At 68.4% G+C, this 20,697-nt stretch carries 18 protein-coding genes and 1 riboswitch; of the genes, 8 read left to right on the top strand and 10 right to left on the bottom strand.

Translation table 11 applies throughout. The annotated features are described in order from the left end of the window. Positions 1-66: 66 nt before the first annotated feature. The 6 genes from FK256_RS09510 to FK256_RS09485 form a co-directional block, all read right to left on the bottom strand. A complete protein-coding gene (locus tag FK256_RS09510) occupies positions 67-3,015 on the bottom strand; it encodes a DEAD/DEAH box helicase (RefSeq protein WP_141424590.1) in 2,949 nt (982 codons plus the stop codon). Between the two features lie 21 nt (positions 3,016-3,036). Next, positions 3,037-4,008: a diacylglycerol/lipid kinase family protein gene (locus tag FK256_RS09505; RefSeq protein WP_141424589.1), complete on the bottom strand. Its 972-nt coding sequence runs from the start codon at positions 4,006-4,008 to the stop codon at positions 3,037-3,039. Between the two features lie 57 nt (positions 4,009-4,065). Beyond that, the gene (gene tatC, locus FK256_RS09500) at positions 4,066-4,887 is read right to left on the bottom strand and encodes a twin-arginine translocase subunit TatC (RefSeq protein ID WP_141424588.1); all 822 of its coding nucleotides are present in this window, start codon (positions 4,885-4,887) and stop codon (positions 4,066-4,068) included. Positions 4,888-4,932: 45 nt separating this feature from the next. Beyond that, positions 4,933-5,196, bottom strand: a complete 264-nt coding sequence (tatA, locus tag FK256_RS09495) for a Sec-independent protein translocase subunit TatA (protein WP_141424587.1) — start codon at positions 5,194-5,196, stop codon at positions 4,933-4,935. A gap of 120 nt (positions 5,197-5,316) precedes the next feature. After that, positions 5,317-6,336, bottom strand: a complete 1,020-nt coding sequence (locus tag FK256_RS09490) for a helix-turn-helix transcriptional regulator (protein WP_141424586.1) — start codon at positions 6,334-6,336, stop codon at positions 5,317-5,319. Between the two features lie 2 nt (positions 6,337-6,338). Then, positions 6,339-7,376: a helix-turn-helix transcriptional regulator gene (locus tag FK256_RS09485; RefSeq protein WP_211343555.1), complete on the bottom strand. Its 1,038-nt coding sequence runs from the start codon at positions 7,374-7,376 to the stop codon at positions 6,339-6,341. A 68-nt stretch (positions 7,377-7,444) separates the two neighbouring features. Here FK256_RS09485 and FK256_RS09480 point away from each other — a divergent pair, with 68 nt between their 5' ends. The 7 genes from FK256_RS09480 (at position 7,445) to hisG (ending at position 14,686) form a co-directional block, all read left to right on the top strand. Next, positions 7,445-8,620, top strand: coding sequence for a DUF3866 family protein (locus FK256_RS09480; protein ID WP_141424584.1), 1,176 nt, complete (start codon positions 7,445-7,447; stop codon positions 8,618-8,620). Positions 8,621-8,714: 94 nt separating this feature from the next. Continuing rightward, on the top strand, positions 8,715-10,001 hold the full coding sequence (locus tag FK256_RS09475) for a sensor histidine kinase (protein WP_425321587.1): 1,287 nt from the start codon (positions 8,715-8,717) through the stop codon (positions 9,999-10,001). An 11-nt stretch (positions 10,002-10,012) separates the two neighbouring features. After that, positions 10,013-10,768 carry a response regulator gene (locus FK256_RS09470; protein WP_141424582.1) on the top strand — a complete coding sequence of 252 codons (756 nt, stop codon included), beginning with the start codon at positions 10,013-10,015 and terminating at the stop codon, positions 10,766-10,768. Between the two features lie 98 nt (positions 10,769-10,866). Continuing rightward, positions 10,867-11,658, top strand: a complete 792-nt coding sequence (locus FK256_RS09465) for an ABC transporter ATP-binding protein (protein ID WP_009232971.1) — start codon at positions 10,867-10,869, stop codon at positions 11,656-11,658. Continuing rightward, positions 11,655-13,325 carry an ABC-2 family transporter permease gene (locus tag FK256_RS09460; RefSeq protein WP_141424581.1) on the top strand — a complete coding sequence of 557 codons (1,671 nt, stop codon included), beginning with the start codon at positions 11,655-11,657 and terminating at the stop codon, positions 13,323-13,325. The genes FK256_RS09465 and FK256_RS09460 overlap by 4 nt, the downstream gene beginning before the upstream one ends. Positions 13,326-13,511: 186 nt before the next feature. After that, positions 13,512-13,775, top strand: coding sequence for a phosphoribosyl-ATP diphosphatase (locus FK256_RS09455; protein ID WP_009232973.1), 264 nt, complete (start codon positions 13,512-13,514; stop codon positions 13,773-13,775). Positions 13,776-13,840: 65 nt separating this feature from the next. Continuing rightward, positions 13,841-14,686, top strand: a complete 846-nt coding sequence (gene hisG, locus FK256_RS09450) for an ATP phosphoribosyltransferase (protein WP_009232974.1) — start codon at positions 13,841-13,843, stop codon at positions 14,684-14,686. Here the strand turns inward: hisG and FK256_RS09445 are convergent. Beyond that, complete coding sequence (locus FK256_RS09445; protein WP_141424580.1) at positions 14,663-16,030, bottom strand: MFS transporter; 1,368 nt, start codon at positions 16,028-16,030, stop codon at positions 14,663-14,665. The two genes, hisG and FK256_RS09445, sit on opposite strands and share 24 nt — an antisense overlap. A gap of 356 nt (positions 16,031-16,386) precedes the next feature. Here FK256_RS09445 and FK256_RS09440 point away from each other — a divergent pair, with 356 nt between their 5' ends. Continuing rightward, entirely contained in the window at positions 16,387-17,040 is a 654-nt protein-coding gene (locus FK256_RS09440) for a MerR family transcriptional regulator (RefSeq protein WP_141424579.1), read from the top strand. A 36-nt stretch (positions 17,041-17,076) separates the two neighbouring features. Here FK256_RS09440 and FK256_RS09435 read toward each other — a convergent pair whose 3' ends face one another. The 3 genes from FK256_RS09435 to FK256_RS09425 form a co-directional block, all read right to left on the bottom strand. Beyond that, positions 17,077-18,120: an ABC transporter substrate-binding protein gene (locus tag FK256_RS09435; protein WP_141424578.1), complete on the bottom strand. Its 1,044-nt coding sequence runs from the start codon at positions 18,118-18,120 to the stop codon at positions 17,077-17,079. 50 nt (positions 18,121-18,170) lie between these two features. Then, positions 18,171-19,154, bottom strand: a complete 984-nt coding sequence (locus FK256_RS09430; protein ID WP_141424577.1) for an ABC transporter permease — start codon at positions 19,152-19,154, stop codon at positions 18,171-18,173. Between the two features lie 134 nt (positions 19,155-19,288). Further along, positions 19,289-19,439, bottom strand: a riboswitch (FMN riboswitch). Between the two features lie 67 nt (positions 19,440-19,506). Then, positions 19,507-20,667, bottom strand: coding sequence for a glycerate kinase (locus FK256_RS09425; RefSeq protein ID WP_141424576.1), 1,161 nt, complete (start codon positions 20,665-20,667; stop codon positions 19,507-19,509). Positions 20,668-20,697: the final 30 nt, after the last annotated feature.

Genomic DNA, 20,697 nt, shown 5'->3' with positions numbered 1-20,697 from the left:
ACTACTCGCTGCGGCCTGTTAGGGGCGGCTGGAAGATGATTGGGGACGCATAGCAGGGTGCGGGTCTCACACGGCGGACCAGCTCACCACTCCCCGGTTGAGGTCCAGGGAGACCTCGGCGGCCCGCAGCGACAGCTCGGTGATCGCCCTGGTCTGCTCGGGGGCGGCGTTCGGCGGCGGTGAGATGCTGGCGATCTGGCCGACGACGTCGAGCAGCTGCTTGCACCAGCGCACGAAATCCCCGGCCGTCAATTCGGTGGCATCGAGGATGTCTGCAAGCTGTGCGCCGTCGCACCAGGCCTGGACTGCTCCGGCCAGTGCCGGCTCCGCGCCCGAGGACGCCTCGATACGGGCCAGGGACTCCAGGTCATGGAGCCGGTGCGAGACGCCCAGCTGGGCACGCAGGCACTGGCCGAGCCTCGACCCGGGAGCCACCGGTAGACCGATCGACTGCGCGCTCAGGCGCGGTTCGTAGACACAGGCGCTCAGCGCCCCGGCGAGCTCGCCGACACCGAGGCCCTCGAAGACACCCGTGCGCAGGCACTCTGCGATGAGCAGGTCCCGCTCGGCATAGATCCGGGCCAGGATCTTGCCGGCCGCCGTCACTCTCAGCTCGCGCTCGGGATGACCACGGTCCACGGGCTGCAGATAGCCCAGTTCGAGCAGAATGTCGCACACGGCGTCGAAGAGGCGGGCAATAGTGCCGGTACGGGTCTCGATGCGTCGCTGCAGGCGCTCGGCCTCGGCCTTCGCCCGCGACCACTTGCGGCCCACCCTGGCGTGCTCCTCCCGGTCGGGGCATCCGTGGCAGGGATGGGATCGCATGTCGTGGCGCAGGCGCTCGAGGTTGTCGACAATGCTGTCGCGGCGGGCCTGGGCTCGGCTCGAGCGGGGGCGTGAACGACGCGACCCCTCCTCCAGGTCCCCGGCACGCAGTGCATCGACCAGACGCTGGACGAGCCGGTCGCGATCCCGGGGCCGGTGGGGGTCCACCGAGTCGGCCACCCGCAGCGCGCCCACGCGCATGACGCCGTCCGGGGCCGTGTCCGGAGTCAGGGCGACCACCCGTGAATCCTCCCCCAGCACCGTGAGCGTGGGCGTCCCGGTCCGGTTAGCACCGATCTCGAGAACAATGCCGTGACGGCGGCGGCGTCCCCTGCGGAAGACGACGACGTCGCCGCGCTCCAGCGCGCTCATGGCCCGCCCCGCCTCGCTGCGGCGTGAGGCGGCCCGGTCCCGCGACAGATCCGCTTCGGCATCGGCGATGGCCTGACGTATGGCCGCGTACTCGCGGAAGTCGCCCAGGCGGCAGGCCATGTCCTTCTCCAGGCCCTCGAGGCTGCGGCGCTTGCGGCGCGCCTGAGCGGCCAGCTCCACAACGCCGCGGTCAGCCTGGAACTGGGCGAAGGACTCCTCGAGCACCTCGCGCGCCCGCGCCCGCGGCATACGCTCGAGAAGGTTGACAGCCATGTTGTAAGTGGGACGGAAGGCTGAGACCAGCGGGTAGGTGCGCCGGGAGGCCAAGGAGGAGACCGTGGCCGGCTCGAGGTCGTCGGTGGCCAGGACGACCGCGTGGCCCTCGATGTCGATGCCGCGGCGCCCCGCCCGGCCCGTCAGCTGGGTGTACTCCCCCGGACTGAGGGTGACGTGAGCAGCCCCGTTCCACTTGCGAAGCGACTCCAGAACCACCGTGCGCGCAGGCATGTTGATGCCCAACGCCAGAGTCTCGGTGGCGTAGACGACCTTGACCAGCCCCGCGCTGAAGAGCTCCTCAACCGTCTCCTTGAACACCGGCAGCAGCCCCGCGTGATGCGCGGCAACACCGCACTCCAGGGCGTGGGCCCAGAAGCGGAAGCCGAGGACCCCCAGGTCACCGGCCGGTATGTCTGCAGTGCGCCGTTCAATCACCTCACGGATCCGGGCGGCCTCCGCCTCCGTGGTCAGGTCGACCCCGGTACTCACCACCTGGTTGACGGCCTGCTCGCAGCCGGCTCGGGAGAAGACGAAGACGATGGCGGGAAGCAGCCGCGCTGCCTCAAGAGCCTTGACGACCTGGAGCCGCGACGGCGGCTTCAACCGAGCCGTGCGGGCCCCGCCCTCGCCGCGACGGGGTGCGCGTGCCCCACCCGCGGAGCGCTTCCAGGGCTGCGGCCCCCGGGTGGAGCCGCCGCCCCGACTGCGGTAACTGTTCTTGGAGGAGCCCCCGGAGGCGGCAGCACGCCGGGCCTGCTTGACGGCCTTGAGCAGCTCGGGGTTGAGCGGGGGCTGCGCCGCCTGTTCTGACTGCTCCGACTCCGCCGTGCCGGCGGCGCCTGTGAGCTCTGCGACATCGATGGGGCGGGAGTAAAGGGGCAGAAGACGACGCCCGACCATCATGTGCTGGGTCAGCGGCACGGGTCGCTTCTCGGAGACGACAACAGCGGTCCTTCCCCGCACTTGCCCGAGCCAGTCGCCGAACTCCTCTGCGTTCGAGACCGTGGCGGACAGGGAGATGACCTGGACCTCGGCGGGCAGGTGGATGATGACCTCTTCCCACACCGGCCCGCGGAAGCGATCGGCCAGATAGTGAACTTCGTCCATGACCACGAAGCCCAGTCGGTCCAGGTCGCGTGAGCCCGAGTAGAGCATATTGCGCAGTACCTCGGTGGTCATGACCACGACGTCGGCGTGGGGGTTGACGGAGGTGTCGCCGGTGAGCAGCCCCACGTGCTCCTCGCCGTGTCGGGCTACGAGATCCAGATATTTCTGGTTGCTCAGTGCCTTAATCGGCGTGGTGTAGAAAGCCTTGTGCCCCCGAGCCAGGCCCAGGTGGACGGCGAACTCCCCCACCACTGTTTTTCCTGCACCCGTCGGGGCCGCGACGAGGACGCCTTCTCCCCTCTCGACGGCGGCGCAGGCCTCCTCCTGGAAGGAGTCGAGCGGGAAGTCGTAGCCCCGGGCGAAGCGGGCGAGTTCACTGCCGGCGGCGGCCTGTCGACGACGGGATGCGGCGTAGCGCTCGGCTGGTGAGCTCATGGGGACACCCTACGGGCCGGATCAGCCCCGGGTCGGCAGGAGCAGCCGTACGGCGTCGGGGACGGCCTCGAGGCGCAGGGGCAGCTCGGCCAGCGGCTCGCCGTCGGCGAAGGGGTGCGGAGGCGGTCGCAGGCCCCGGTCATGGCCGGTGCGCTCATCCAGCGCCTCGATGGTGACGGTGCGGCTGCGCTCGACGTGGACGGCCGGGTCGGTCAGGTGGGAGCCTTTGAAGAGCCGGCGGAACAGGGAGACCAGACGGGGACGGCTCACAGGATCCAGGCGCAGGACCTCCAGGAGACCGTCGGCGGGATCGGCTTGGGGCGCCAGGTCCATGCCGCCGCCGATGTAGCGGGTGTTGGCCACTGCCAGCAGGAGCGCGGGTCCCTCCCAAGCGCCCTCGTCGGTGGTGACCCGGAATCCGTAAGGGGCCAGAGCCGCGAGCTCGGCCGTGAAGGCGCGTACGTAGCGCCCCTCGCGGGCGGGCCAGGTCAGGGTGTTGGCACGGGCGTTGACGGCGGCGTCCAGACCGGCACTGACCACGGCCAGGGACCAGCGTCGCTGCGGGGCGAGCAGGGTGCCGTCCGGGCGGGAGGCATAGATCGCGTCGATGGCGATGATCGCGCCGTCACCGGCCAGCGCCTGGCTGATGAGACGGGCCGAAGCAGAGGCATCTCGGCTGGGCAGACCGAAGTGTCTGGCGATGTCATTACCAGTACCGGTGGCCACGATGCCCAGCGGTACCCCCGTCGTGGCGACGATGTCCACCCCCAGGTGCACCATGCCGTCCCCGCCAACGACGACCAGCGCCTCAACGTTACTGTCCGGTCCGTCTCCCAGGAGGGCCCGGCCGGCACGGCGCGCCTGGTCGTAGGAGCTGCCGCGCACGTGGAGGACCTCGTGCCCGGCTTCGCTCAGGATCTGGCGGGCGACGTCGTCGGCGGCCGAGTGACGCCCCCGTCCCGAGGAGGGATTGGACAGCAGAGCAATGCGCATGAAGTTGCAGATACGAAAGTCAGGAAGAAAAGAACAATGGAATGACGAGGCGTCCAGCTATTCTGCCAGCGCCGCCTCCAGCTCGGCATCGAGCTCATCGCGTTTCCTCTCCACCCGTTTGTCATGCTGGATCGAGATGAAGCAGGCCAAGAAGTACAGACCGGCGATGGGGACGGACATGAAGACCATGGACCAGGGATCCGGCAGCGGATTGGCGATTGCCATGAAGGTGACGATGCCCATGATGGCCCAGCGCCAGCCCTTGAGCATGGTCTTTCCCTGCATGAGCCCGAGCATGTTGAGCGCAACGAGAAGCTCGGGGAGGAGGAAGGCGATCCCGAAGACGAGGATGAGCCTCATGACGAAGGACAAGTAGAGATTCGCTCCGATCACTCCGGCAGTGGGGCCATCGGGAATGAAGCTGGTGAGAATGGAGACCGCATGCGGCATCACCCAGATCCCCAGGGCCGCGCCGGCCAGAAAGAGAAGCAGACCAGCGGTGCCGTAGGCCCAGGTGTAGACCTTTTCCTTGCGGGTCATGCCGGGACCCACGAAGGCCCAGAACTCGTACATCCACAACGGTGAGGACAACAGGACGCCGAGCCAGATCGATACTTCGAGCTTCATGTCGAAGGAGGCCAGGATCGTATCGAAATTCAGGGTGAGATTCGCACCCTTGGCATTGGCCTGTTCGATGGGCCGGGTGATGAGGGCGAAGGCCCGCTCGTAAAGCAGATAGCCCACGACTGTCATCACCATGACACCCGCGGCGGAAACGAAAAGACGCTGGCGCAGCTCACGCAGATGGTCCCCGATGGACATGCGCGCTTCGGGGTTGTCCTTGCGCCTCGATCGCTTGATCTGAGGGAGCTTGGGCACCACGGCCTCCTTCGTCTCCAGGTCCCCGGCTATCGCCGGACGGGGTTACTTCTGAGCTGAGCTGTCGGTGCCCTGCGAGGCGGTCTGACCGTCCTGGGTGGGCTCGGTGTAGTAAGTGCCCTCCTGAGGCTGCTGGATCTGAGCCTGGGAGCCCTTGGAGTCGTCGTCGCGCAGCTCCTTGACCTCCTTTTTGAAGACCTTCATGGATTGGCCCACGCTCCGGGCGACGTCAGGCAGCTTCCTGTAGCCGAACAGCAGGATGACGACGATGAGCAGAAAGATGATGTGCGACGGCTTAAAGAGGTTCACGGCGCTGCTCCTTGTGGTAGGGGCTATCGATACGGGCTGAGTGTAGCCTCCCCGGCAGGTGCCTCTGAACGAGGGGTCCGCCGGTTCTCCCCAAGGCGGACGGAGCCGGCCTCCTCGGCATCAATGCTGTTCCGTATCGGCGTCATAAGAGGTCAGGGCGTGTTTGGCGGCAGCTGCGGCATCCTGGGCGAGATCGGCGGGCTCGACGGCGATGAGGTGGTATCCCGCAGAGAGGACCAGCCCGATAAGCCAGGCGCGGTCGCGCCCCTCCACGACAGCCCTGAGACGGCCATCCGCGCCCTCCTCCCGGGAGACGCAGGGGATCTGCTCGGTGAGCCAGCGGCCCGATGGGCGCAGGGTCAGCGTAGCGCGGGGCCTTTCCCCCGCAGGCCGATCGGACTCGGGCTGGTTCTTTCTGCGCGATGTGCGATGCCGGACGGCGGGGACGTCGAGAACCCGGGCCGATTCGATCCGGTCCAGACGGAAGCTCCGTTCGGCTCTGGCGCTGAGGCACCAGGCCACCAGCGCCATATGCGATCCATCACTTTCCAGGGCGATGGGGTCGATATCGCGCTCGGAGAGGGTGTCGGTGGCGGAGACGTAGGTCACGTGGAGTCGGCGCTTGTTCCGCAGCGCGGAGCGCACGGCGCCCAGGACCTCGGCCGTACGGCCGGCCAGGGTGGAGCGCTCCGAGACCAGGCCGGCCGAGGGCTCGGCCTGCGCGTCGGCGGCGTCAACCGAAGCGTCGGCCGTGAGTAGGTCGGCCAGCGCCTGTTGGGTGGAGACGAGCACAGGAGCAGAGGCGCCGTCGTCGGCCAGGAGGTCGGCCAGGACCTTGAGGGCCATGAGCAGGGAGATCGCCTCCTGCCGGGTCAGGCGCACCGGGCGGTCCAGTCCCAGCGGCTCGGCGAGGCGCAGACGCCCGGCGTCGAAGTCGGAGGCGTCGAAGTCCACGAGGTCCCCGTGCAGACCGCCGGGCAGGCCGGAGACCCACAGCGTGTTGACGTCCCGTTCAAGGACGGCCGGGGAGACGCCGAAGTGCTCGGCGGCCGCTTCGACGGAGACTCCGGGATTGTCCGCAACCCAAGCAGGTAGGGCGAGCAGCCGCGCGAGCTGGTCGGAGGTGGACGCGCGCGGCATCGTCAGCTCCCTCCTGGAGCCGCGAGCCCGGCGACGCCTTGCAGGTGCGCCCGGACGGCCCGGCGCAAGGAGTCCGGAGCGAGCACCATGGCGGCATTCCCGAGGGCGGCGACGGTGCTGGCGAAGGAGAAGGGGTCCTCGTACTCGACGACGATGAGGTCCCGGTCCGCCAGGTGCGCGGGCAGATCGGTTGGCGGTTCTTGAGCAGGATCGAGGCGTGCGCCGGCTAGACGCAGTCCCAGGGCACGGCCCGGAAGCACGGCGATGAGCGCCCGTTCGCGGGCGGGAGCCCTGGCGGGTTGCCGGATGAAGGCACCGGGAAGGCTGTGGACAGTCACAGGCCCGGCGATGCGTGCGAGACGGAAGGTGCGTGGTCGGCCGGCCCTGTCCCGCGGGGCCTTCTGGGGCTCGTCGTCTTGGGTGTCGGGGGCGGTGGAGGGCTCGACGGCGTCGAGGTACCAGGCCCCCTCGGCGAGGCGCAGATGGTGGGGCTCGACGGTGCGGGCCCGGGTGGTGCCCGAGCGGACGGATATGTAGTCGAAGGTGACTAGACGGCGCTCATCGATTGCGGCGACGAGCTCTTCAGGGATCTCGCTGCCGGACAGATCCGCGGTCAGGTCCGGCAGGTCGGCGGAGCTGCTACCCGCTGGGCCCTCGCTGACTGCGCGCAGCTTGGTCAGGGCCCGCCTGGCGGTTGCGGGCAGGCCACCGTCGCGCCAGGCCGAGGCGGCCAAGTTCAGGCAGGCAGCCTGCTCGGCGCTCAGATGCAACGCGGGCAGAGCGTAGTCCTCCTCGTCGATGCGGTAGCGGGGCTCGTCGGGGTGTCCGGTGGTAGTCACCTCGATGCCGAGCTCGCGCAGGGTGTCTTTGTCACGTTCGAACTTGCGGCGCGCGGAGATCGGATTGGCGGCTGGGCCGTTCGAAGCGTATCCCGGCACGCCGGCTATGAGCTCTTCGGCGCTCAGGCCGGTGGTGGTGTTGCGCAGAGTGAGAAGAAGGCTCACCAGGCGCTCCTCGGTACTGCGGGTCTGCTGGCTCACGGTGTCCCAGCCTAGGAGAATCGGTCGGCTTGCGGATTCCGGCGCGCGTGTCCGGATAGTCTGCCGCCATGATGTGGCGCGACGGCGTAGTGATCGGGACCAGGAGCGTCTGGGGGCCCGCCGGACGCTCTTGCGCAGAGCTGGACGCGGAGATCACCGGGGCGCCAGAAGAAGCTTGCAGCCTGCTTCCAGGTCAACAGGTCCGGGCAGTCGCCTACGAGGCCCTCACCGGGCTGCCTGAAGCCGGGGAACGGGTGAGACTGGAGGTCTCAGCCCTCGACCGTGCCCTGGGCACCGGCGGGCACGCCATGGTCAGTGCCCGCCCAGACGTTCTCCCCGCCGACCCGCCGCATGAGGGCCACCTCGTCAAGGCCCGCTATATGCCCGACCAGGTCATGGTTACCGGCGTCGACGAACAGGGAACCGCTCACCACGGCTTGCTGTCCCTGCCGATCGGCGACCTCGACCTGGAGGAGATGCCGGTGGTGGTGGCCGACCTGCACTCGAGCCTGCCCGCCGTACTCGCCGGTCTGCGTTCCCCTCAGGGTGAAAAGCAGCCGCGTGTCGTCTACATCATGACCGACGGCGGGGCCCTTCCCCTGGCCTACTCCCGCCTCGTCGCCGCCCTGAGCCAGGCCGGCTGGCTGGCCGGTACCGTGACGGCCGGGCAGGCCTGGGGCGGTGATATCGAGGCGGTCAGCGTCCACAACGCGCTCCTGGCTGCCCGGTACGTGCTGCACGCGGACGCCGCTGTCGTCATTCAGGGCCCCGGGAACCTGGGCACAGAGACGCCCTGGGGCTTCTCCGGGGTGGCCTGCGGGGACACGGTCAATGCCATCGCCGCCCTGGGCGGGCGAGCGGTGGCGTGCCTGCGTGTCTCCCAGGCCGACGCCCGCGCCCGCCACCGGGGTGTATCCCACCACTCGATGACCGCCTACGGGCGGGTCGCCCTGGCGGGGGCCGACGTCGTCGTCACCGACCTGGAAGGGGAACTGGGGACGCAGGTGCGCCAGGAGGCCGAGGCCCTGTGCGCACCGCGTCAGGGCGCCGCCGTGCAGCACCGCCTCATCGAGATCCCCTCCGACGGGCTCCTGGAGCGGCTGCGCGCGGCCGAGGCGGAGACCGGGGTGAGGCTGTCCACCATGCGGCGGGGCCTCGAGGAGGACGCGGCTGCCTTCATCACCGCGGCCGCGGCGGGCCGCCATGTGCACCGACTCTTGCATACGGAGACGGCGCGTGGCTGATCAAGGCGCCCGGGTGGGCGCACCGGTCGACGAAGCGGCACTGCCCCTGACGACGAACCTGTCGGCGGCCTACGATTGGCGGGCCCGTCACCGTATGCTGCCGAGGCGAGCAGGCCACTGGTCGCGGTACTCCGTCCCGGTGGTGGACGTGGCCCTGGGGATCGTTTTCCTCGCCTTCGCCCTGGAGTCGCTCACCTTCATCCTCCGCTTCGGCGCCTATACCGTCTACGTCGCCGACTCCGCCCTGTGCGCGGCACTGGCGCTGACGCAGTTCGGCAGGCTGCGCCTCCTGCGCGCCTCCTTCATCGCGACCTACACCCTGCTGGCGGCTTATGCGGTCCTCGTTGCCCTCTCCCCGGTCAACCTCGGCCTCAACCCGATCATCGCCACAGCGGTCACCAGTCTCTACACCGTCACCCGCTGGGAGCCCGACCGGCGCTGGGGCACGGCTGCGCTTCTGCTGGCCCTGGCGGGCGCCCTGGTCAACCCGGTCACCTTCGCCTCCTACGCCGGGCCCTATGAGTCCAGTGCCGATCCCACGGCTGGCTCCGGCTGGAACGGGACCGCCTTGATGGCCCGCACGCTTATCGGCCTGGTCTTCGCTGGCGTCGTGGTCCTGACCCACCTGCTGGCTTCCTCCCGGAGGAGAATCGCCGAGAACCAGGCCCGCGACGTCGGCATCGCCGCGGCCCAGGCAGTCGCGGCCGAGCGCCTCAGCCTGGCCAGAGAGCTCCACGACCTCGTGGGACACAGTCTCACCACGATCAAGGTGCAGGCCGCAACCGGCCTCGCCCTGGGCGGCGAGGAACGGCTGCGGACCACCCTGATCACCGTGCGCGACACGGCCGACGCCTCGCTGACCTCCGTGCGCCAGCTCGTCTCCGTCCTGCGTTCCGACGCCGGCGAGATCACCCCGCTGGCGGATCTGAGTACCATCCCGGTCCTCATCGAGACCACCCGAGGCTCAGGAGCCAGGGTCAGCGCCGTGCTCCCCGAACCAGAGGTTCTGGAGCGCTGCAACGCGGCATGGTCGGCGATACAGCGGCTCACCCTCGTCCGGCTCGTCGGGGAGGCCCTTACCAACGCCGTCAGGCACGGATCTGGTCAGATCGAGCTGAGCCTGGTGCTGTCGCAGGCCTCCTGCCACCTTCACGTCGCTAACCCGGTGGCCGAGGCCTCGGAGCACTCGCCGTTCGGTGGCAGCGGGCTCGTCGGCCTGGAGGAGCGACTCAGGCTCGTGGGTGGAACCATGTCCCACGGCGTCCGCTGTGATGACGAGGGTCGAAGCTTCTTCACCATCGACGTTGACTTCCCCGTGACGCCGCTCGAACTGCCCGCGAGCGCCTCGGTTCCGGGACAGCACCCCGGTGAGACAGAATAAGGAGTGTCTGGATGGATCCCAGTGCAACCAGTGCGATCAGAGTCGCCGTTGTGGACGACCAGCCGCTGTTGGTAAGCGCTTTCAGCGCCCTTGTGTCTGCACAGCCCGACATGGAGGTCGTGCTGGAGGCGGTCAATGGGCGCCAGGCCATCGAGGGGCTGATCGCCCGGGCCAGCGGCTCTCACGGCGGGGCCGATCTGGTGCTCATGGATCTGCGGATGCCTGTGTTGGATGGGATCAGTGCCATTCGTGAACTGCGGGCCGTGCCGGCCACTTCTGCTTTGCGGATCCTGGTCCTGACCACCTTCGACGACGACGACCTCGTCCTGGCGGCGTTGGGTGCAGGCGCCCATGGTTTCCTTCTCAAGGACGCCGAGCCGACGACGCTGTTGGAGGCGATCCGCGTCGTCGCCCGCGGCGGCTCCTGGCTGGATCCTGCCGTCACTGGCACCGTCCTGGCCCACCTTGATGCAGGTGCCGAGCCGGGATCTCCGCAGCTACCGACCTCGCCGTCGGAACCTGCCGGTGGCGCCGTGCCCGTTGTGGGGGCGCCGTCGGGACCCTATGAGCCCTTAACCGGGCGGGAGGACGCCGTCCTGGCTCTTGTGTGCCAGGGGCTGAGCAACGCCCGGATCGGCGAGCGGCTCCATGTCGCGGAGTCGACGGTTAAGTCCCACGTCAAGACGATCTTGGGCAAGACTGGCTGCCACAACCGGGTCGAGCTCGTCATCTACGCGCTGACCACCGGGCTCGTGCAGCCGCAGTAGCCTTCCTCCCCAGGGAGGAGATACGGCAACGGTGATGGCCGCCGACCGTGTCCCTGGTGGGGATCCGCCGAGGTACCGGCGCGCACGAGCATGGGGCCATGACAGCTACCACCACAACGTCTCCTCTCCCCTCCCCCGCCCATGCCGCTGGCGTTGCCCCCGGGCTGAGGCTCGTCGGGGTCTCGAAGTCCTTCGGCCACCAGACGGTCCTCACCGGTCTCGACCTGTCGGCCTATCCCGGACGCGTCTACGGGCTGCTCGGTCTCAACGGTGCCGGCAAGTCGACCGCCTTCAACATCTCCCTGGGACTGCTCAAGCCCGACGCCGGCCGCGTGGAGATCCAGGGCGATCCGTTCTGCCGGCGCAGCCTGGGGCGGGTGGGGGCCTCCATCAACGGTCCTGCGCTCTTCCCCCAGCTGTCCGCACGGCGCAACCTGCTCGTCCACTGCCGCCTGACCGGCACCTCCCCGGAGACGATTGCTCCGCTCCTGGAGCGCGTGGGTCTGGCTGGGGTCGGCAGGAAGCGCGCAGGCTCCTTCTCCACGGGGATGAAGGTGCGCCTGTCCCTGGCCATGGCGCTGCTGAACGACCCGGAGGTCCTCATCCTCGATGAACCCCAGAACGGGTTGGACCCCCAGGGCATCATCGAGCTGCGCGACCTCGTGCGGGACCTGGCCGATGAGGGGCGCACCGTCGTCGTCTCCAGCCACCAGCTCGGCGAGATCGCCCGCATGAGCGACGACATCGGGGTTCTGGTCACCGGGCGCCTCGTCTACGAAGGACCGCTGGCAGATTTCGCCGACGCCGATGACGAGCGGGCCATGGAGAAGGCATTCCTGGAGGCCGTCACCGGAGGCGGGCGTCGCACTGAGACGGAGGTCCGCGCATGAGCGCCGCTGTGCAGCCGCAGACTCCGATGAGGGTGCGGGAGAAGGCTGCGGTGAAGGTGAACCTGTGGGATCTGGTGCGTGCCGAGCTCACCCGCAGCCGGCGCACCTTCACCTGGGGCATCATCGGGGCGACTCTCATCTTCACCGTTCACACCATCATCCTGGCGAATGCCTCCATCAACGGAGGAGTCGTCGAAGAGGTGCAGTGGAACGGCAACGCTTTGGCGTGGATGCATCTGTACGCCGGGGCCTTCGCGGTTCCCATGGGACTGCTGACCGGTGCCATGGCCCAGTGGCGTGAACGGCGGTGGCGTCAGGGTGGAACGGCCTGGCGCGCCGTCGAGCCGCGCCGGGTGGTGACCGCCCGCATCGTGGTCCTGAGCCTGTCGGCGCTGGCCTGCCAGGCAGCGCTCGTTGCCCCGGTGGTGGGGCACGCCCTCATCATCGGCAACGGCTGGGGGCCCTGGGACAGGTACCTGCTGTTCGCCCTCTTCATGTGGATTGTCGTCACCGGTTCCTGCGCCTGGGGTATGGCGGCCTTCCGCGTGTTGCGAGTCATCGCCGTCGGGGTCGCGCCCGTGCTTGGGCTCATCTGGTCCGGGGTGGGGGTGACTCAGGCCGAGCGGACCGACTGGTGGACACTCCCGTGGACCTGGACGGCCCGGGTCCCGCTGCCCCTGTTGGGTGTTCACGGCAACTCCGTTCTCCTCGAGGAGGACTCTCCGGTGTGGGGCTACCCGCTCCTGCCCGGATTCCTGCTGACGACCGGCCTGACCCTGGTCGGCATTGGGCTGGCCGTCCTCAGCGGCATGCCCAGGGGTGTTGAGTTCTCGGCCTCATCCGTCGCCTGGCTCAGCCGGCTGCTTCCCAGCAGAGAGCACGACGACGCTGCGCTACCGGAGAACGTCTCGGAACAGGCTTCGACGACGCCCCGGAGTACCCCGCAGATCCGCGCCATGCCCGCCACCCGCATGGTCCGCATCCCCGGCACGCGCAGCGCCGTCCTGGCAATGGCCGGCGCCCTGCCCTGGACCGTGTGGGTGGTTCTGGCGGTCCTGTTACTTGCCTTCCTGGGGGTTCTCCGCTCCGCCTACCCGCCCGACTACGGGCAGAGCTTCCTCGAGCTCGTCGGTGTGCCGCTTGCCGCGGCCATCACCGGCATCATGGTGTGGGGACGGCTTCAGCCGGCCTGGCGCACGCTCCTCACTCGCCAGGGAGCCGGCGGGATCCTGACTTCAACCGCGGTCCTCAGCGCCCTCTTCCTTCTCCCGGTCCTGGTCATCTCCTGGATTGTGACCGTCCTCGGCGACACTCTGACCCGCACTGACCCGAACTTGCCGGCGGTGACCGGCCCGGTCTACGGACTCATGGTGATGCCGGCCGTGGCCTTCATGATCGCAGCCGTCAGCCTGGCGGTGGCGCTGTGCACCCGGATCGTCGCGGCGATCGTCCTCAACTCCATCCTGGTCGTCATAGGGCTGCTTATCGGCGGTAACGAGATCATGGCGGCCACCTGGCTGTGGCGGCTGGCCCCCTGGGGCTGGATGACCGTCGCCCACCAGTTCCCCGAACGCTGGCTGATGATCGTCGTCCTCAGCTTGCTCATCGGGTCGATGGCAATGGTATCGGCAACGCTCGGCGCCCGACGCGCGGCCATCCGGGACTGAACCGGAGCGGGCTGAGCAGGTTCGAGCGGCCGGCGCGGGCCGCATGGATCGCCCCGGGCGCGTGCTTCCCGGTGAGGAAGGACACCCGCCCGGGGTCTTCGGTAGGACGATGGGAATGGCCCGCTCGGGTCTCGGGCAGGGCTGCGGTCGGTCGGCGGCCCATCCGCTTTCCGATAACCTGGGCACATGAAGACCTTCGAGGACCTTTTCAGCGAGCTGCAGCACAAGGCGGCCACCCGCCCCGAGGGCTCCGGGACGGTGGAGGAGCTGGACCGCGGGGTCCACTTCATCGGCAAGAAGCTCGTCGAGGAGGCTGCCGAGGCCTGGATGGCCTGCGAGCACGAGTCCGACGAGGCCGCCTGTGAGGAGATCAGCCAGCTGCTTTACCACGCCCAGGTCATGATGGTCGCCAAGGGCTACAGTCTCCAGGACGTCTACCGTTACCTGTAAATCGCGAAGCCCCCGTACATCCATTCGTCCTCCTCATCACAGCTCACCACAGATCAGGAACCGCCGTGTTGCGTATCGCTGTCCCGAACAAGGGCTCCCTGTCCGAGCCCGCCGTCACCATGCTCTCCGAGGCGGGCTACCGCACCCGCCGTACGGGCCGCGAGCTCGTGCTCGTCGACGAGGCCAACGACGTCGAGCTGTTCTTCCTGCGTCCACGCGACATCGCCGTCTACGTCGGCCAGGGCACCGTGCACGCCGGCATCACCGGACGCGACCTGCTCCTGGATTCCGGGGTCGACGCCGTCGAGCACCTGCCCCTGGGCTTCGCCCGCTCCACCTTCCGCTTCGCTGCCCCCAGGGGCACGATGACCTCCCTGGCCGATGTCGCTGGGAAGCGCGTGGCCACCTCCTACGACGTCTTGGTGCGCAGCTACTTGGCATCCCGGGGTGTGGAGGCCCAGACCGTTCACCTCGACGGCGCCGTGGAATCCTCCGTCCAGCTAGGCGTGGCCGACCTCATCGCCGACGTCGTCGAGACCGGCACGACGCTGAGGGCGGCAGGCCTGGAGACCTTCGGGGATGCGATCCTCGTCAGCGAGGCCGTGCTCATCACCACCGAGCAGTTCCGCGGCGAGCCCGGGCTGGCCACGCTCGTGCGGCGCCTGGAGGGCGTGCTGCGCGCCCGCGCCTACGTGCTCGTGGACTACGACATCCCCATGAACAAGCTGCACCTGGCGGCGGCCCTCACCCCGGGCATCGAGTCCCCCACCGTCTCCCCGCTGCAGAACCCTGACTGGGTGGCGGTGCGCGCCATGGTCCCGCGGGCGGACATGAACCGGGTCATGGACGAGCTCTACGAGGTCGGGGCCCGTGCCATCCTCGTCTCCTCACTGCTGGCCTGCCGGCTGTAGCCGGCCGCGAGGCATGGCAATGACAAGTGCTGTGGCCGCCACCAGCAGAACCGTGCAAGCGCCCAGCGCTGGGACGAGTCCAGCGGTGAATCTCTCACCAGGGGCGTAAGCGCCGAAGGTGGTGAAGAGGGCGGTGCACAGCGCGATGCCTGTAGCCGTCCCCAGTTGGCGAGCCGTCTGATTGACCCCTGAGACTACGGCACGGTCCCGAGACGCGATCCCCTCCAGGACTGCGGTTGCCAGCGGGGAGAAGGTCAGCCCCATGCCAGTACCCGCGATGAGCATGGGCGGGACGTAGGAGCCGTAACCGCTGCTCGTGTGCGCCAGGAGCATGAAGCACCCTACTGCCGCCGTCTGCAGCACCATACCGATCAACAGCACCGCCCTCGGCCCGTAGTGCTTGACGAGCACGCCCGCTACCGGGGCCACCACCATGGGAACCATGGTCCATGGCGCTGCGCGCAGGCCCGACTCCAGCGGGTCGAAGCCCATCCCGATCTGAAGGTACTGACTGACGAGGAACACTGATCCGAAGATCCCGGCGGAAAAGAGCATCGCTACAGTGTTGACCAGGTTGAAGCGCCGGTCGCGGAACAGGCGCACTGGCACGAATGCGCTGCGAGCGGTGCGCTCCCGCCGGATGAAGCCGGCCAGTGAGGCCAGTGCTAGAGCAAGGCATCCAAGAACCAGGGGGCTGGTCCAGCCGCGGCTGCCACCCTCCACCAGTGCCCAGGTCAACGGGAAGATAAAGGTCGCTGCCATCGCCAGTCCCGCGAGGTCGGTCGTCCGGGCTCTGCTTCTGTCTATGACGGCGAGTCTGCGAAGACTCCACCAGCCCAGCGCCAGGGACAGGGTGCCCACCGGAAGATTGATCCAGAAGATGAAGCTCCAGTGCAGATCCTCAACGACGGCGCCTCCGACGATGGGGCCGGCGGCAACACCCAGTCCGTTGACGCTGCCCCACACACCGATGGCGAGCTCTCGCAGGTGCGGGGGTACGGCGTCGGCCAGAAGCGCCAGGGATAGCGAACCGATGGCCGCCCCGCTGGCACCTTGGACCACTCTGGCGGCGATGAGCGCCAACGGCGTGGAGGCCAGTGCTGCCAGAGCCGAGGCCGAGGTGAACAGGAACACCGCCCACAGGAAGAGTCTGCGGCGCCCGATCCTGTCCCCCAATGCTGCGGTTGGCAGGATCAACGTGGCGTAGGTGAGCGTGTAGGCGTTGACGAACCATTGCAGTTCGGTGACCGAGGCCCCCAGATCCCGGTGAATCTGCGGCAGCGCGATCGTGACTACCAGTGAGTCCAGTGACGTCATCAGGGTGGGAAGGGCGATTGCAACCATGACCCACGCAGGAGGGATTCGATGATGGCTCTCGGTTCCGGTGAATGGCGGGATGGAGGAAGGCTCGCCGAGCGAACGATGTGTGGCCTGGGCGGACAAGGTGACTCCTAACTGGATAGTGAAAGTGTCTACTTGATTAGATACCTTTGCTATCTACTTGTCAACCCGATGCTCTCCTCCGGGAACCGCCAGGTACAGGAGATGTCGTCGTCGGCATTTCAACCCATGGGTCGGGCTGCTGCTCTTCGAATCTCGATGTCGGCGCGCGTGAGTCCTGGGAGGTGTGCGTGCTCGTATGCTCGGACCTGGCCGGATATCACATGACGGCCCGGTGACGCCGCTGGAGAAGGAGGATCATGCGTATCTCGGAGCTCGCCCAGGAGTCCGGGACCCCGGTGGCGACGATCAAGTACTACATCCGCGAGGGTCTGCTACCCGCCGGTACGCCCGTCAATGCGCGGCAGTCCGACTATGGGACACAGCATTTGGAGAGGCTGCGCCTCATTCGGGGACTCATGAACGTCCTGGGTGCATCCATCGAGCAGGTGCGTGATGTCATCGGCGTGATCGATCAACCGGATCAGGAGCCGTGGGAGGCGATGAAGTTCGCGACCGAGGCGATCCCCGCTCCTCACCAGCACGAAGAGCCGGGAATCAGCAGGGCGCGTGTGGTACTAGAACGGCTCGGTCTACCCTGCTCTCCCGAGCATCCTGCGGTCAGGCACCTCGACTCGGCCCTGGCCTTCGCCGAGGAGATCGGCATGGCCATGAGCGCGGAGCAGCTGGCTGTGTACGTCGAGGCCGCGCGGCGGACTGCTCGCGCCGATATTGAGCACATTCCTTGGCAATCGCGTGAGGACTCGGTGAGGCAGGCGGTCCTGGGGACCGTGGTCTACGAGCCGGTGCTCCTCGCGCTACGGCGCATTGCGCACCGCGAGCTCGGCATGGCCCACTACGAGCACCACGACGGCGAGCAGGAGCTGGCGCCGAGCTCTCCGCCGGAGGGATGACGACGACGCGGCCAGCGTGCCCTGTCACCTGCGTATCTACTGCCCCAGGGGCACGCAGACCTCAGTCGCCCGGGGTGCCTTCTTGTCTCCCAGGAGTTTGTGGGAGGAGAGGAACTCGATCATCGAGGCGACGTCATCGACCCGCACCGAGCCGATGGGATGAGAACCGTCACCGCTGACCAGCTTGCCGGTGGCCACGGCGACCTCTCGCGCGCGGGCCGCTTGAGTGCTGTCCACCAGGTCCTGGACATGCTCTTTGGAGGTCTCGATCGCCGTGTCGGGGTCCTTGACGAAGGCGTTCATGCCCTCAATTGAGGCCTTGACGGCGGCTTGGAGGTCCTGGCGGCGGGAGTCCAGCAGGGAGCGGGTCGTCACCAGTGAGGCGCCGACGAGGGGGATCTGGTCGGCGACCTGGATGGTGCGTACAGGAGTGCCGGACTGGGAGATCTGGACGGCGTCGTTGTTGGAGAAGCCGACCACCGCGTCGACCTTGCCGCCGACGAGCGCCGCCTGCTGGGTGTAGCCGATGTCCTGGATCGTCAGGTCCGACTCGGTCAGAGAACCCGTGGCCATGGCCAGCTGGAGGGCGTACCAGGTCTCCCCCTTGCGGCCCGGCGTGCCGACCGTCTTGCCCTTGAGGTCCGCGGGGACGTTGATCGCGGAGTCCTCCGGCACGATGAGGCAGGCCGGGTAGGACTGGTAGTAGCCGCCGATGACGACGAGGTCGTTTCCATTGGAGGTGGCCACCACCGCTTCATCGGCTCCGGCGATGACGAGGTGCTCCTGCCCGCTTTGGAGGGCATCGAAGAGCCCCTCCTGCGCCCCGTGATGGCGCAGCGTCACGTTCGCGGCGTACTTCCCATCTTTCTTGGCCATGTAGAAGGGGGCGAACTGGATGTTGGGCGTGTAGGTCAGGCCGACGGTCAATGCGCCTCCTCCGGCCGCAGAGGAAGCTGCGCGGCTCGCGGTTCCCGAGGAGCAGGCAGCCAGTGCGCCGAATCCGGTCAAGGCCAGGCCGCCGGCCAGCAGGTGGCGGCGTGAGGGGGCCGGGTATGCGAGTTCCGTGCGCGAGAGGGCCATGAGGATTTCCTTTTCTTCCGAGGGTGAGGAACGCGTGTGGTGGGACTGGGCTAGACGGTGTGGCGGCCGCGCAAGGCGTCTACGGTGCGGCTGCGTCGCTCGAGTTCGTGCAGCGCCCAGTGGATGGAGGTGGCCAGAACGCATAGAAGGGTGATCGTGGCGAACACACCGGTGGTGTCCCCTCGGCTCTGCTGAGTGGAGAGCACCGTTCCCAGGCCCTCACCGCCCATGATGAGCTCCCCGACGACCGCGCCGGTGACCGACAGGGTGAAGCCGGTGCGCAGCCCGGTGTAGATGGCGGGCAGGGCCATGGGCAGCTCCATGTGGATGAGCATGCTCAGGCCGTGGGCGCCGTCGAGCCGGGCTGCGTCCATGACGTCCGCGTCCAGGCCGCGCAGGCCCAGCAGCACCGTGACCGTGATGGGGAAGAAGACCATGAAGGCGCACAGGACCACGACCGGCAGGGTTCCATAGCCGATCCACAGAACCAGCAGAGGGGCGACGGCGACACCGGGAACCGCCTGGCTCGCCGCGACATACGGTAGGACGGCCCGTGAGAACAGCCGCCAGCGGTACAGGGTCCAGGCCAGGGGCAGGGCGAAGACGGCGGCCAGGAGGCAGCCGAGGAGAGCCTCGCGCAGCGTGATCCAAGCTCGCCACCCCAGTCCGACCTGGGTCAGGCTCAGCCACAGACGCTCGACGACGGCCAGGGGGCCGGGCAGGAAGATCTCGGGAATGGCACCCGATCCGGTGGCGATCTGCCACAGGATCAGCAGGGCGGCGCCCAGTCCGACGGCCGGCCACGGCCCGTTCTGCTCGGCAGCGTGGATGCGGCGCCGGCGTCTGGCGGGCGGCTGTGGTAGTGGCTCTGCCGAAAAGGCCGTCGGAGAATCTGAGGAGGTCCGTGGTCCGGGGCGGGCGCTGGATGACGAGGCATGGGAAGATTGGGGACGCGCGGCCTTGCCAATGGGGGTGGGGCTGTACACGGCGGTCTCCTCCCGGATCCTTCCGGGAGCGGGAGCCCCCGGCTGCACCGGGGTCCGCCTGCGCGCCGTCGGTCGGCGCACACACGTGCTGGGCGCCCGCTCCGGTCGATACCCGATCGATCCACGACTGATCGTGGAATCTGGGACGTCGTCCTGAGTTGCGGGTCTCCCCGCGGGGCGCCACGCGCATCCTCCCATCCGGACTCTCACCGTCGGTGCCGGAGTTCCACCGGCTCAACCGCTGGTCCCCCGGCTGGCTGACGCTGCCGTGGCACGAGCGGGTCGCGGACTATTACCGCCGGTTCGGACTTTCACCGACCCCGGAGCACGTTGCTGCCGGTAAGGATACAACGTGGATCGTCCCACGGCGATACCCGAGACCCCTCAATGCTGCGCGTGCTCACAAGATGTCGCTCGGCATGCGGCTCGAGCGGTCGCCCCTGGCAGAAAAGTGGCGCACTGCGTCCGCAACCGCGCGACGCAGACGGTTCGGGCCCCGCCGCAGAGATGACTCCAGTGGTTCTGAAGGATCGGAGATCTGGACGATATCCCGGACTCCCAGATCACTCAGACGTTGCTGAGCCTCGACATCGACCCTGACCCGCCCGGCGAAGACGATGGAGGGCGCGCCGCACTCGCATGCCAGTCGGAGCACTCCGCTGACCGCCTTGCCGTCCAAAGACTGTCCATCCAGCGCCCCTTCCCCCGTCAGCAGCAGATCGGCTCCCTCCAGCCGCTTGCGCAGCCCCACGACACGAGTCAGGTGGTCGATGCCGGTGGCGAGTTCAGCACCGAGAACAGCCGTCAGGGCGAAGGCGGTGCCGCCGGCGGCACCGGTGCCCGGGCGTCCGACCCAGTGGCTCAGACCGAGGATTCCGGCCAGGCGCGTCATCTCACCGTCGATCCATGTGATCGCGGGCCCGGTCAGTCCCTTCTGTGGGCCGAAGACGGCTGCCGCGCCGCGGGGTCCCGTGAGCGGATTCGTCACATCCCCGGCCACCGTGATGCTTATGCCCTCAAGACGACGGCGAGCGGGCTCGACCTCGATACTCCTGATGCGGGGGAACTCGGCGGGCACCGGATCCACCTCGTGGCCCCGTTCGTCCAGGCAGTGGGCACCTAGCGCCACGAGCATCCCCAGGCCCAGGTCGTTGGAGGCCGACCCGCCCAGTCCGATGAGCAGTGAGCGGGCGCCGGCGTCGAGCGCGGCAGCGATGACATGACCGAGCCCTGCGGTCGAGGAGCGCATGACGTCCCGCTCCCCCGGCGCGATGTGCTCCAATCCCGCGCTGGAGGCCAGGTCGACGACGGCGCGGTGGCCATCGAGCCCGAAACCCGCTGTCAGTGGGCGGCCCAGGGCGTCGATGGTCGACACCTCTCGCCACGAGGCGGCCCAGGCGGAGGTGATGGCCTCGGCGAAGCCCTCCCCTCCGTCGGAGACGGGCACCTGGTTGATTGCACACGCGGGCAGCGCGTCCCGGACTCCGGCCGCCATGGCTCTGGCGGCCTGTACCGCGGTCATGGACTCCTTGAAGGAGTCGGGGGCGACGATGATCCTCATGCCTGCAGTACTGCCCGTCTTCCCTGTCCG

It is taken from the genome of Actinomyces johnsonii (assembly GCF_006546835.1).
Lineage (GTDB): Bacteria > Actinomycetota > Actinomycetes > Actinomycetales > Actinomycetaceae > Actinomyces > Actinomyces johnsonii.
The sequence above is the reverse complement of the archived record's forward strand: the minus strand, read 5'-3'. Positions and strand labels throughout refer to the sequence as shown.